The organism is Candidatus Latescibacter sp. (genome assembly GCA_030692375.1).
In the GTDB taxonomy this organism is placed as follows: domain Bacteria; phylum Latescibacterota; class Latescibacteria; order Latescibacterales; family Latescibacteraceae; genus JAUYCD01.
The window spans coordinates 1-13926 of the sequence record JAUYCD010000231.1 but is presented as its reverse complement, the minus strand read 5'-3'; the positions used below and the strand labels follow the sequence as shown (position 1 = coordinate 13926).

Below are 13926 nucleotides of genomic sequence, written 5' to 3'. Positions count from 1 at the left end.
CAGGAGATAGAGGAAAAAGGTATCGCGCATGGGGGGCCTTGTATGTTTAGATCCTGAAACGAGTTCAGGATGACACGTGTCATGCCGAACTTGTTTCGGCATCTATTTTGAAAAAGAAACGAAAGTAATATATCGTCAGATATTGTTCAGACGAAAAACTCAATTACTCAGTCACTGTATTTATTTATCATTTCACTACAACACTCACGCTGTCTGCCAGCAGGTAAGCGTTTTCAGTCACAATGACATTATCCGGACCGAGATCATCGACGATTAATGCCCGGTCGAGATAATCTTTCACCACAGTAATGTCTTTCTTATATGCCTTGTTGTTCTTCACCAGGAAAATTACCGGTTTGCCTTCAACCATCACCACGGCGGATTTTGGAATCAAAAGACCGTTCACCGCGCGCACTTTGAACGTGACCTTTACCTCCAGATTCATCGGGATGGGCTTTTCGGGAATGACGATCACGGTGATGAGATTGGAATTTGCGGAGGGAAAACTGTTCGAAACCTTCCCGGGGATAGTAATGCTGTTGCAGGTTATGAGAGCTTCATCCCCCGGCGCCGGCCGGTTCACCTGATCGAAAGGTATGAATGCCTCGATTTGTTCGTCCTGAAGCGATACGATTCCAGCCACAGTCTGCCCATAGGTGACAAAGCTTTCCTGGGGGAGAATATAGGATATGTATCCCTCCGTGTCGGTCACAATGCGATAATTTTTCTCCCTGCTCTTCAGCCGGCCATTGGTTATTTCCAGGTCGTGTTCTTCCGTTTTCCGGGCGTTCAGTTCCTGTTTGAGGGAAATGAAATCATTTTCAGATATAATTCCCAGGGAGAGCATTTCCTCGAAGGCTTTGACTTTTTTCTCAAGGTCTTCAACTGTTTTACGGCTTAGCTGGAGTTTGTCATTCTGAACGGAAAGCTCACGGTCGAGCTCGCTGTTTTCCAGGAGCGCGATCACCTGCCCGCTTTTTACCTGCTCTCCCACAGAAACGGATACCTTTTTTATTTTACCCTCCGAAAGCGAGGTTACGGAAAAACTCTTTTTTGCCGTAACCTTTCCCCGGGCATCGAATACCAGGGTGTCGGCGACCGCGTCAGCTTTAACAACCTTTACCTCCACTCTGGTTTCCGGACTGGAGGATTCGGGTGCGGGAACCGAATTATGGATCGTCAGCCTGGTTAGAATAAAAACGAGGGCAATGATCAAAGCCGCTCCGATTCCGATCTTGGTTTTTTTCAAAGGTAGATGTCTCCGCGCGAAAGATGATACAGATACTGGTAGCTCTTGTTGAACCCGGTGGAGATGTTCACATGGTTTTCCCGGAGTGAAATATCATCACGGAAGGCGGTGAAAAGAGTGGTAAAGTCAACAAACCGCTTCTGATAGCCAATAAGAAGCTTGTTCAGGTTATCGATGGAAAGTTCACGGGCGGCCTGAAGGTTTTTTAGCATTTCTTTCTGGGTATTCATTTCACGGAGCCTGTTCCGGTAAAATTCGGTCAGTAAAAAGAGAGCGGCTTTTTGTTCGTTTTCAATGCTCTTTATCCTCGCCTGATCGGATAAAATCCGGAATCTCCTGCCGCCGTCAAAGAGTTTGAAATTCAGGTTTGCCGAAACCACATACTGATCGCCGGTGCTCGCAGGCTCGTTGTTCATCACCAGGGAGTTTCCCACCTGCAGGTCAGGGTATTTATCGCGATGCTCCTTGCGGATTTCTATCTCCACCTGTTTCTTTTCCAGGTCAAAAACAGTCAACTCGGGGGAATGTTTGAGAAGATCATCCTCCGTCACCTCCGCATACTCGGCCGGTGCAGCATCCTCCTGTGAAATGGAAGCGAGACCGGTCAGAATCTTTATGGTTTCCACCGACCGGGCAATCTCCAGTTTATCGGCCTGTATGGAATTCTGACGGTTTAATTTCTCGATGGTCCAGCGGTTGATTTCAGTGGCGGGAAATAAACCTTTTTCAACACCCGTATTCACCAGCAGGATATTCTTTTCAATCCAATCCAGGCTTTCCTGGTGCATTTGTAAAAGTTGATTGTTTTTCAGAAGGTTAAAATACGCCTCTGTGATGTCGGTAAAAAGATTTTTCTTTTCCGCATCGGTCAGAGATTTATTTTTTTGGATCTCGAAACGGTTGATTGACCTGTCCAATCCCCTTTTGTTAAAAATATCAAAGGTGTTGAAAATGGTCAGATCCCCATTGGAATATTTCCCCAGTTCTGTGGTGGAGAGGCGAAAGTAGTTCATCGTCATATCCACATTCAGTAACCTCTGCCATCCCAGGGCTTTATTCTCATATTGAAGCGATTGTTCTTTGTTTTTGAACGATTCGATGGAAGGGAAATGATGGAGCGCTGCCTGGTAGAGTGACATCAGGGTATCAGCGTGACCACAGGGTACGCCGGGAAAAAGGACAACAAATAGCAAGCAGAGCGGGAATAAGATATACTTCATCAGTAACTCTCAGATTTATCACATCACTTCGTGTTCACCGTGAACTTCGGCATCCAGGCGCGCCTCAGATTGTCTAAAAGGGCCAGATCATGTTTACCGAGCGCCATAAGGTAAGCTTTCCCCACTCCTGAAAGCTCAGGCAGGTACCGGCCGTTGTTCATCGAAGACCCCTGATACCGATACGAGTCAAGGGTGATGATTTTTCCTTCCGGCTTGCTGATCTGAGACTGGGTAAACGTTACCGCGATGCTGTCTATCCCGCTGTACTGGAATTTATTCTGGATCATTTTTTCACGTTTGAAAGTTACATAGTACTCTTTTTTCAGCGAATCTCCTGCGGTTTGAACCATATAGTCATCGAAGAGATAGTGCGTATCATATATTGGCAGCCTGCAATCCTTCACCCTGTCAGCGAAGGAATCATCGAATTTCATTGAATCCAAAGCGGCTCTTACCTTTGTCAGCCAGGTCAAGAGCTCGGAACCGTCGGAAGGCGCAGGATCATGGTAGAGGGTCTCGTACACTTCCGCCGGTTTGAAGGACTTGAAGGAGAGGTAAAGATCGCGGTCAATGAGAATGGGCACAAAGGAATAGAAGCACGGCAGGAATCCCTCCACGGTGACTGCCATGAACCAGGGGCCGATGACCATCCAGAGAGGCGGACCGATTTTCTGAAGGCTTTGAGAGTAGAGGATCAGGTCATGGATTTTCCGGAATACCAGGGAATCCTTGGCGGCGATATTCATCACTTCAGATACGGGTACGGGGCCGACAATCGGTATGGCTTCCTCCAGCATGGAACTGGTGGCTTTCGTTCCCATGCCGCGCTGGAGGGATTTGACAAGCTGGATTTGAGTCGAGGCATTGGTCACCCCGGTTTTCATATATTCCCGGCCCTTGGTGAAAATGGGATTGAGGAGCGCCATCTCCCAGAAACCGGATACCAGGGTCTGAGAAAAGCCCGGAGAAACAGTCAGGTCGCGGGCGGCATAGGAAAGCGCATCGATAGCGAGCCGCGATTCGATAGTTGCCGGGAATGCGCGGACATCGCGGATGACATCATCGGTTACTGAAGCCGCCTTTTTTAACAGCAGGCTGTCCGATTGAACCGCAGGAACCGGCTTATACTCTCCGAGCATTTTCATGGTACGGAAGAAGCCTGAGTACTGCTTCCGCACCAGGTTTTCCACTCTGCCGGCTTTCTCTATATCATCATAGTTTTCCGGGGTCCGTGAACAACCGGCATAGATACCTATAATGAAGAGCAATAAAACATTCACAATTTTGGATACTGCCATCAAATAGTGTTTATTTTTCAATCCTTGCTCCGGGTATTTGAGAAGTGACGACATATTTTACTGCGTCTATTTTCAAATTAGATGCCGAAACGGTTTCATCGTTCCCGCGAAACGGCAACGGTTTCATCGTTCCCGCGAAACGGCAACGGTTTCATCGTTCCCGCGAAACGGCAACAAGTTCGGCATGACATGTGTCATCCTGAACTCGTTTCAGGATCTATTTTTTGATTTGCATGCATAACTAATAAAACGCTTCATGCTCGTGTCGTTTTGTCTCAGGTTTTCAGAATCCACGTGCTTTTTTCTTTTCAGTTTCGGGCAGGCTGAACGATCTTGCGCCCGAAGAAGATCCGCTCCATCCAGAACCATGAATGTTACAGAACCGTGAGATTTCGGTCCCCCTCTCGTAATACTCCATGTATACCCGCGGACAACTGGAAGTGGCGCGAAGATGTGAATCCCGGCAAAGTTGAATGGCATTTATGCGGTTGGAATACACAAAATGACTTTTCGGCAGTTTGAGAAGGTCGGAGGCTTTGGACATGAAATCTACCCATACAGGCAGAGGTGCGGCATTGCCGGTTCCGTAGGTTTTGTTGAGCGTGGTTTCCTCCGAGTTGAATCCGATCCACACCCCGCAGGAGATATACGGAGTATACCCGACAAACCAGGTATCTTTGAATTCATTACCGGTGCCTGTTTTCCCGGCGCAGGGACGGTCTTTCATGGGGCTGGCTAAAACCTTGTTCGAAGCGGTACCTTCGCGGGTGACGCTTTCCATCATGGTGATCATGAGCGAGGCGATTTCCGGCCGCAGAGCTTCGGTTTTACGGCCCCTGATGGTGTGAAATTTCTGGTTGTCATTTTTATCTTTGATGGTTTTGATGGCAAAAGGCTCCGTTCGTATCCCCAGATTGGGGAACACAGTATAGGCGGCGGTGATATCGATGAGTTTTACAGGGGCTGTTCCGATAGCGATGCTCGGCCAGGGTTTCACATCGGTAGTGATTCCCATGGCCTTGGCGTACTTTACTACCGTGTCTGCGCCGATTCCATGGTGAGATGTTTCATTTACCAATTTTGCCGAGATGATATTGATGCTTTTCTTGAAACCGTCCCGAAGCGTCAGCGCCGTTCCTGTAAACTCGCCCTCGAAGTTCTGAGGCGCCCAGATGGTGCCATCGCTGTTCTTAAGTGAATAATAGGTATCGAGGATGGTGTCCGAGCACGTCCAGCCGTTATCGAGCGCAGCGGCAAACACAAAGGGCTTGAATGCCGAACCGGCCTGACGGGTGGCGTTTACCGCACGGTTAAAATAGTCGTAATTACGCCCGCCGATCATGGCGAGGACCGCTCCCGATTTCACATCGATCGCCACCAGTGCGCCCTGCACCACAGTCTTATCGATGGAATCCTTGAGCGCTTCAGTATTGGTAAGTCCATGCGGCCGATGGTATTTGATATATTTATCCGCATAGTTTTTCTGGATGAAATCCAACTGTTTTTTCAACACTTCCTCGGCAATTTTCTGCAGCCGGTAATCGAGAGTGGTGTACACTTTCAATCCCAGGCTGTCCATCCCTGCATCACCGTAGCGGTTCAGGAGCTGCTCTTTTACATAATCGGAAAAGTAAGGCGCTTTGCCGTACTCAAGTCCCGCCAGCGAGGAAAGCTCGATCGGTTTCTCCATCTCTCTATGAGCCAGAGAATCGGTAATCACCCCGGCGTTGGCCATCATCACAAGAACGGTATTGCGGCGCTCTTCCGCGGCGCCGGGATGGTTGCGCGGATTATAGCGGGTCGGCGCCTGGAGCATCCCGGTAAGGAGGGCCGATTCGGCAACGTTCAACTCGGAGGCCGGCTTGCCGAAATATCCCTGTGCAGCCGCTTCAATGCCTTTCAGATTGTTGCTGAACGACATCCGGTTTAAAAACAGCTCCATGATCTCCGGCTTGGAATAGGTGTGTTCGATCTTCACCGCCAGGAAAGCTTCCTGCATCTTGCGAAACAGCGATTTTTTTCTGGTCAGGAACTGGTCGCGGGCCAACTGCTGTGTTAAGGTGGAGCCGCCTTCACGGGTGGGATTAAAATGGAGAATGTTTTTGGTTATCGCACGAACGATGTCAGGAAGAGATATTCCCCAATGACTGTAAAAGCGGGTATCTTCAGCGGCAATTACAGCATCGATCATGGTTTTGGAAATCTGGTCGTAAGATTTCCAGATACGCTTCTGCTCGGACAAGGTCTTAATCACTTCGCCATCATCGGAATAAATGATAGTACTCAGGGTCTGATCGTCATAAATACGCTCCAGACGGTCAAAACCGGGAAGTCCGGGTGAAAGTATAAATACCATCACCACACAAATTACTGCCAGGGAAAAGAAGCCGTAAAGGAAATATTTCAGAAATTCGAATTTCGCATCTTTCCGAGCAAAAAAGGCGTGAGTCCGCTTCAGTAATCCTGGTTTATTCTTTTGCATCTCACAAGCCGCCTTCATCAGGGCGCCCCAGCTCTTGAAGGCATAAATCGGGGACCCTGCCCTATACCAGAGGAAGATTACATAATTCACAATACATCTTTATAATATACTTCTTTACAACTGGAAATACAATCTGAAATCCGATACATGGAAGCCAATTGCATAAGTCGAGATTGTTGGAAGCAGCCCCCTTCCTATCCTTCGGACATCCTTCCCCCGAAGGGGGCAGGACACGGATTTACCGTGCCTGCGAAGCAGCAACTGCTGCGGAGCAACTACTTCCCTTGCCCCCTTCGGGGGAAAGGGATAGAGGGATAGGGGGCTGCCTTAACAAAGGCATTCTTTAATATTGATAGTGATTTGGTACATGTAGTCATGCAAATCAAGGTTCAGTCATTTTTCACATGCATCGAAAACGTACACTTTCAAATTCTCTACCGGAACCTTTTCTACCATTCCTTTATCTCTCACCCGAACCTCCACAAGGCCCTCTTTCAGGTTCTTCTCGCCTATCACTACTTCCACCGGCGCACCGTAAAGATCGGCATCCTTGAATTTCACCCCCGCCCGCTCATCACGGTCATCGTAAAGAACCGAAATGTTTTTTTCCATCAAAGCTGCATACAAATCCTCTGCCGTTGTTCGGGTTTGTTCATGGGTCACATTGAGCGGCACTATCTCCACCAGAAACGGGGTAATCTCACGAGGCCAGAGCATGGAACTTCCGTTATAAAACATCTCGATGGCGCAAGCCATGATCCGTTCCACTCCGATGCCGTAAGATCCCATGATAACCGGATGTTCTGTACCGTTTTCATCAAGAAAATAAGACCCCAGCGCCTCTGAGTACCTCGTCCCCAGCTTGAATATATGACCGACCTCGATTACCCGCGATACCTGAAGCGGCATACCGCACCGGGAGCAGGGATCCCCTGCCTGAACAGCTCTTAAAGAAAGATATCGGTCCACCTTGATATCACGTTTTATATCAACCCCAAGGTAATGGAAATCGTTTTCGTTCGCTCCGGCGGCATATCCGGTAGTCCCCTCGAGCGCAATGTCAGCCAGGACGGTAACCGCGCCGCCGATGCCGATGGGACTCACAAATCCGATATCGGCGCCGGTAATTCTTTTTACTTCTTCGGCTTCCGCCGGCCTGTATTCTCCGAGAACCGCTGCGAGCTTGACCTCATCCACCTGGTGGTCTCCGCGTACAAGAACGAAGGCAAACCCCTTGCCGGCTGCATACAGGAGGGATTTTACCAGTTTCGAAGGTAAAACATCAAGAAACTCCGATACATCTTCGATGGTGCGTTTCCCCGGCGTAGACACTTTGCGGAGGTCTTCACGGTCGCCGTGGATTTTCTCAAGCTTCGACTCGGCCACTTCCTGGTTTGCTGAGTATCCGCAGGCCGCGCAGTTCACGATCTCGTCATCCCCGGAATCGGAAAGAACCATGAACTCCTCGCAGTCTCTTCCCCCCATTGCCCCGGAAGAGGCTTTCACCACACGGACATCCAGCCCCGTTCGCCTGAATATTTTCAGGTACGCTTCACGCTGCAGGAGGTAACTTTCATCCAGACCCTCCGGGCTTGAATCAAATGAATATGCATCCTTCATGATGAACTGCCTGACCCTCAAGAGGCCGGAGCGCGGCCTCACCTCATCGCGGAACTTGGTTTGAATCTGGTACCACATCTGGGGCAAATCACGGTATGAATGCAGATCGTTGGCGGCGATTTCCGCAAAAATCTCCTCGTGGGTGGGCGCAAGGCAGAGCATGCGGTTTTTCCGGTCTTTCAGACGGAACATATCGTCTCCGAACGTATTCCACCTCCCGCTTTTCATCCATATCTCACCGGGAGAGAGCGCAGGAAGGAGAAATTCCTGGCAGCCGATACGGTCCATCTCCTCGCGGATTATCTGTATGATGTTCTTAAGGACTCTCCATCCCATCGGCAGAATCGAATACACCCCGGCGGCATGCTGACGGATCAGTCCGGCGCGCAGCATCATCTGATGGCTGGGAATTTCAGCTTCCTTTGGAACTTCTTTCCTGGTCGGGGCGAAATACTTCGATAGTTTCATTCACTACTCCTTGTTCAGATAATGTCTGGTGCTGGAGTTTCTTTTTCTTTTTACCCCCTTAAAAAGGGGGTCGCCGCTCAAGCGGCGGGGGGATCTTTATCCGCTGGGAAGAAGAAATCCCCCTGCCTTTGGCATCCCCCCTTGTTAAGGGGGGAATATGAATCCAACTTTATTACATTGACTTAACACTAAAGAGAATCCACCATTTCAATCAGTTTGAGCAGTTCGCTGCGAATCTCGCTGATATCCGATTTTTTCTCCCCCAAATCCAGCGGCAGGGAAAGCTGTGAATCAAGGAAGCCGGGATCGTTCTTAAGGCGCGTTTTGGCGCCTTCAATGGTATATTTCTCCACATATAACAGATACTTGATGATCTGCACCATTTTAATGTCGCGATCGGTATAAGCGCGATTCCCCGCCCGGTTTTTCCGGGGACGGAGATGGCTGAATTCGCTCTCCCAGAACCTCAGGATATGAGGCTTGAGTCCGGTCATAACGGCAACTTCGCTGATCGAATAGTACAGGCGCTTCCGTTCTCCCGTCATTGCATACTCTCTCGCTCAAGAAGAATGATACTCCGGTTTCCTGTCACGCACCATGAGTTCTGTCACGGCTGCTTTCGGTGAAAGACTCCCAAAAAGGACACCGTATACTTTATCGGTAATCGGCATTTCCACGCAATTCCTCTGCGAAAATTCATACACTGTTTGCGTTGTGGGTACTCCTTCCGCTACCATGACCATCTCTGCCAGCGCTTCCCGGAGAGCCTTCCCTTTGGCCAGCTCCTCGCCGATGCGGCGGTTGCGGGAATACCCGCTGAAACAGGTGGTGATGAGATCGCCGATCCCTGAAAGGCCGTTGAATGTCTCCGGTTCTGCCCCCTGGAATGCTCCGAACCGGCGCATCTCCACAATCCCGCGGGTGATGAGCGCGCTCTTGGCGTTGGAGCCGAAGCCGAGACCGTCATTTATTCCCGCCGCAATGGCTATGATATTTTTCAACGCACCGCCTAGTTGAATGCCGAGGGGATCGCTTGATGTATAGACCCGGAAACTGGGGGACATGAAGGCATCCTGTATCAGGCGGGCAGCCTGCCGGTCTTTGGAAGCCGACACGATGGTGGTGGGAAGTCCCCGGGCCACCTCCGAAGCTATGCAGGGTCCCGACATGGCTACAAGGGGATGCCCCTCGATCTCCTCGCCGATAACCCCGGTCATGGTCAGGAGGGTATCATGTTCCAGCCCCTTGGAAAGGGAAACGAGAACGGCGCCTTCACCGAGAGCGCCGGTTTTTTTCAACGCCCTGGCTGTCGCGCGCATAAACTCGGAAGGCACTACAAATACTACGCTCTCCGCATCCTTTACCACATCGGAGAGTACATTGGTCACCATAAGATCATGGGGAAGAGGAAAACCAGGGAGATAGACACGGTTTTCCCGGCGTTCTACCATCTCACGGGCAAGGGTTTCGTTGAATTCCCAGAGGCGCACCCGATGGCCGTTCCGGTGAAGGAGAAGCGCGGCGGTCGTTCCCCAGTTCCCTGCGCCTAAAACTGCGATATTCATGGTTTTCCCCGCCTGCCGAAACGATTCTCCTCGCCCCGGAGAAGCCGGGAAATATTCGATCTATGTCTCACTACCACCAGAAGTCCCACGATTCCCGCCAAAAGGGCAACAGGCGCCGAAAGATTATGACGCCAGATACCTTCCGCAATCACCGCGGCCGGCAGCGCCAGAGCCGCAATGACACTTCCCAGCGACACGTAACCGGTGCCGAAGGTCAGAGCCGACCAGACCACGGCGGCAAAAAGCGATGGCAACGGCGCAAGCCCCAGAAAAACCCCGAAAGCGGCGCCTACTCCCTTGCCACCCTTGAATCCGGCAAAAACAGTCCACACATGCCCGGCAACCGCTGCAAAACCTGCCAAAATCCTTCTCAGTTCCTGGTTCGTCCATGAATCAGCCGGGATTAACGCAGGAAGGAGAACCACCGCGAGGAAACCCTTCCCGATGTCGATCAGCCCGACACCGACGCCGATCTTTTTGCCCAGCACCCGAAAGGTGTTGGTGGCGCCAGGGTTATGGCTCCCGTAGTCGCGGATGTCGATTCCGCGCAGTAGTTTTCCCGCGATGATGCTCGTCGGAATTGAACCGAGGAGGTAGGCAATCAGAAGTAAAAGTAAAAGCCACATTGAGTAATGATAGCAAATTAAAGCCGGAAAAGCAAATTCAATGTAAGGTTTAGGGAGAAGTTATATTGTGGAATCGAGTTGCAGTATGAAATGAAAAAACCTCTATTCTTTTGCAGCTCTAAGAACGGCTTCACGGATTTCACTATAGGAAATCCCCGACCCAGCCAGAGATTCAAGACTTCGGAGAGTTATCGAATGCTGACTTCTTGTACGGTTATCGAGTTGTTTTGACGACAGCACAAAGAATCGCCATTGATTTATATTTAGAGGATCGATTGAAGATTTTTCTTCGTGTGCTAAAAGAGCGAATACATACACCTGTGCCTGCCTTCGAGATTCATTTTCCAGGATGTTGGTCTCAGCATTCCAAGCCCTTGTTCTGGGTATACGAAAAATAATTTGTGAGAGTCTGCTTTGAGTCCAGCTTTGCACAAATGCAGCAGATTTCACTTCAACTGTAATTCCCTCAGGAGTTTTAAGATCATAAGCACCCCACTCATCTCGAACGCCATCCAAAGGAATATTTAAAGAACGAGCGACAAGAAACTCAGCGAACACCCCTCTTGTGGCATTACTTACAAGATCGGAAGAACTCCAACTCCAAAAGTCGAGAATGTTGAGACCAAGAGGCTGGTCATCCGAATGAATTGATTCCTCACCGGTTAATCGTTTTGGTTGTATTCGTACAAGATTGTCAGCCATTAAATGAACCCTTTTTCTTTACCTTTTAAACACCAGCTTGATCGGCGTCCCTTCGAATCCGAAGGCTCTCCGGAGGCTCCGCTCCGTATATTTGACAAAGTTGTCTTTCACCTTGAGCGGGTCGCTTACAAAGATCACGAATGCGGGCGGCTCGATGGAATGCTGGGTACCATACTTGATGGAAATTTCCCCGGCCCCCGGCGGAATGGGCATGGTCTCGAAGAAGCGGTTGAGTTCCGCGGTGGGAACACGGAATTTTCGAGCTTTATCGATGCTGTCGGCGAGTTCGAGAACTTTCCGCACCCGCTGCCCGGTCTTCGCCGAAATGAAGATAACTGCATAATCCTCCTTGTCCGGCAGGGCGTCGCGGATTTCCTGCTCAGTATGCTTCAGGGTCATGGTGTCCTTGGCGACGAGATCCCATTTGTTCGCGGCGATGATCACCCCTTTCCCGGCTTTTTCCGCGTCATCGACCAGGCTCTTATCATAGGAGGTCAGCCCTTCGTTGATGTCAATGATCACAACTGCAACATCGCACCGTGAAAGGCTCCGCAGGGTGCGCAGGGCGCTGTAGTATTCCAGGGATTCTTTCAGGCGGGTTATTTTTTTCAATCCGGCGGTATCAACCAGAATGACTTTTCTCCCGTCGAAGGTGAGATGGGTATCGGTCGAATCGCGGGTGGTTCCCGGAGTGGGGCTGACCACCACGGCTTTTTTCCCCGCGAGAGCATTCACCAGGGAGGATTTTCCCACATTGGGCCGTCCGATAATGGCGATTTTCAACGCCTTTTCGATTTCAGCGGTTTCTGCCGTTTCGGGAGGAAAAAGGCTGACAACGGCATCGAGGAGGTCGCCGGTCCCTCGTCCGGTGGTCCCTGAAACCGGGTGTGGATCGCCCAGTCCCAGGTTATAGAATCCATACATGTCCGCCTCATCGGGATTACGGTCGACCTTGGTCACAGCGAGCACCATCGGCTTCGCGATTCGCACCAGCACATCGCGGATGGATTCCTCGAGGTCGGTGATGCCGCTCTTCACATCAACCAGAAAGAGCACCACATCCGCTTCCTCGATGGCGAGCAAGCTCTGTTCGGTGACCGCCCGTTCCATTTCATCCTTGCTTGAAGCCACAAAGCCGCCGGTGTCCACCAGCATGAAAGCCCGCCCGTTCCACTCGAATTCAAACGCATTACGATCTCGGGTTACACCAGGCTGGTCATGGGTGATTGCCACAGGTCGGCGGATAAGACGGTTGAAGAGGGTGGATTTGCCGACATTCGGACGGCCTATAATTGCAACGATAGGTATGCTCATAGAACCTCTTCAAAAAATGTGGCCGCCGGATCATATTCTCCCTGCCGGACTATGACGCCGAGTTCACGGCTCATATCTTCCGGGGACAGATCGTCAAGGAATAATCCCTCGGTATTCAGGCAGTTCGGCGGGAGCAGAACCATCTCATCCGGTTCGATATCCCGCAGGGCGTTGATAATGTCTCTCCCGGTCAAAAGGCCGGAAACGGTCACCGATTCACCGTAGAAACGATTGGCGACGGCTTTCACCCTGACATCGAGACCATCAGTCAGATTACGGAGGCGTTCAGCAAACAACTCAATGTACGGCTCCATGGAGACCCCGGTCACTATCGTAACCTTTCCGGTGTATTTGAGCTTTCCGGCAGCGGTTTCCAGCCGCTTTGACGCATCCAGAAAATCTCTGATCATCCCTACCCCGTTCTCGATCTGGGGAAAATCATCATAGTATCCTGCCTCCGGGATGTCCATACCCGCACGGCAATACCACTCATCGGCGCAGTATACGAATCCGCATTCATCACTATAAGAGTTATCCGTGTAAATCCGTGTCGATCCGCGGCCTTTTTTCTCTTCACGGAGGCTATCTACCAGTTCGATAGTCTCCCTTGCATGCCGGGCATCGACCGCCCGGAGCGGGATGAGACCCTCGCGGTGATCGGTCAGACCCACCGTAACCACTGCGAGCGAGAGAATCCCCGGGTATCTGCTCTCAAGATCGCGTATGCTTTTTCCCAGAACGACACCATCATTTATTCCCGGACAGACTACGATCTGGCAATGGATATGAATGCCGCCTTCAAGGAGGCGATCAATTTTCTCCATAAGACGGTCATCGCGCTTAATGCCCAGGATTTTTCGACGGACATCCGGTTCGGTGGCATGCACGGAAACATACAGCGGGCTGAGACGCTGCTCTATAATTCTGGCGATATCCGTTTCCCGCAGGGTGGTCAGAGTCACATAAGCGCCATGGAGAAATGACAGCCGGTAATCTTCATCCTTGAAATAGAGAGCCTTGCGCATTCCGGGAGGATTCTGATCTACAAAACAGAACAGGCAGTGGTTTCCGCAATTCATGATCTGCATCGGCTCAGGCTCGATGCCCAGATCCTCATACCCCTCGCATGCTGCCTCGAAAACATGCCCTTCCCGGCGGACTGTGAGGTATACCATGTCCTCGGCGCCATAAAACATGAGGTCTATGTCATCACGGACCGGCTGGCCATTGATTGCGAGCAGTTCATCTCCGGGCCGGAGACCTTCACGGTCAGCCTGGGAGCCTTTTCTGATCGCGGTTATTTTCAAATTCGAGTCCCTATACCATTACAATGTCTTTTGATTCACTGCCATACTGGAACTCACCCCTTGATCCCCTCTCTT

11 protein-coding genes are annotated in these 13926 nt (G+C 50.7%); all 11 read right to left on the bottom strand.

From position 1 onward, the window contains the following. Positions 1-187 precede the first annotated feature (187 nt). Entirely contained in the window at positions 188-1249 is a 1062-nt protein-coding gene (locus tag Q8O92_14080) for an efflux RND transporter periplasmic adaptor subunit (GenBank protein ID MDP2984442.1), read from the bottom strand. After that, a complete protein-coding gene (locus Q8O92_14075; protein ID MDP2984441.1) occupies positions 1246-2388 on the bottom strand; it encodes a TolC family protein in 1143 nt (380 codons plus the stop codon). Before Q8O92_14075 ends, Q8O92_14080 begins: the two co-directional genes overlap by 4 nt. Positions 2389-2492: 104 nt before the next feature. Further along, a complete protein-coding gene (locus tag Q8O92_14070; GenBank protein ID MDP2984440.1) occupies positions 2493-3788 on the bottom strand; it encodes a hypothetical protein in 1296 nt (431 codons plus the stop codon). Positions 3789-4050: 262 nt separating this feature from the next. Then, entirely contained in the window at positions 4051-6249 is a 2199-nt protein-coding gene (locus tag Q8O92_14065; GenBank protein ID MDP2984439.1) for a PBP1A family penicillin-binding protein, read from the bottom strand. Positions 6250-6642: 393 nt separating this feature from the next. Then, the gene (locus tag Q8O92_14060; GenBank protein ID MDP2984438.1) at positions 6643-8337 is read right to left on the bottom strand and encodes a proline--tRNA ligase; all 1695 of its coding nucleotides are present in this window, start codon (positions 8335-8337) and stop codon (positions 6643-6645) included. 188 nt (positions 8338-8525) lie between these two features. Continuing rightward, on the bottom strand, positions 8526-8882 hold the full coding sequence (locus Q8O92_14055) for a MerR family transcriptional regulator (GenBank protein MDP2984437.1): 357 nt from the start codon (positions 8880-8882) through the stop codon (positions 8526-8528). A 15-nt stretch (positions 8883-8897) separates the two neighbouring features. Further along, complete coding sequence (locus Q8O92_14050; protein MDP2984436.1) at positions 8898-9902, bottom strand: NAD(P)H-dependent glycerol-3-phosphate dehydrogenase; 1005 nt, start codon at positions 9900-9902, stop codon at positions 8898-8900. Next, on the bottom strand, positions 9899-10528 hold the full coding sequence (plsY, locus tag Q8O92_14045; GenBank protein MDP2984435.1) for a glycerol-3-phosphate 1-O-acyltransferase PlsY: 630 nt from the start codon (positions 10526-10528) through the stop codon (positions 9899-9901). Before plsY ends, Q8O92_14050 begins: the two co-directional genes overlap by 4 nt. 102 nt (positions 10529-10630) lie before the next feature. Continuing rightward, the gene (locus tag Q8O92_14040; GenBank protein MDP2984434.1) at positions 10631-11230 is read right to left on the bottom strand and encodes a hypothetical protein; all 600 of its coding nucleotides are present in this window, start codon (positions 11228-11230) and stop codon (positions 10631-10633) included. 18 nt (positions 11231-11248) lie between these two features. Beyond that, positions 11249-12544, bottom strand: coding sequence for a ribosome biogenesis GTPase Der (gene der / locus Q8O92_14035; protein ID MDP2984433.1), 1296 nt, complete (start codon positions 12542-12544; stop codon positions 11249-11251). Beyond that, positions 12541-13851, bottom strand: a complete 1311-nt coding sequence (locus tag Q8O92_14030) for a DUF512 domain-containing protein (GenBank protein ID MDP2984432.1) — start codon at positions 13849-13851, stop codon at positions 12541-12543. The genes der and Q8O92_14030 overlap by 4 nt, the downstream gene beginning before the upstream one ends. Positions 13852-13926 lie beyond the last annotated feature (75 nt).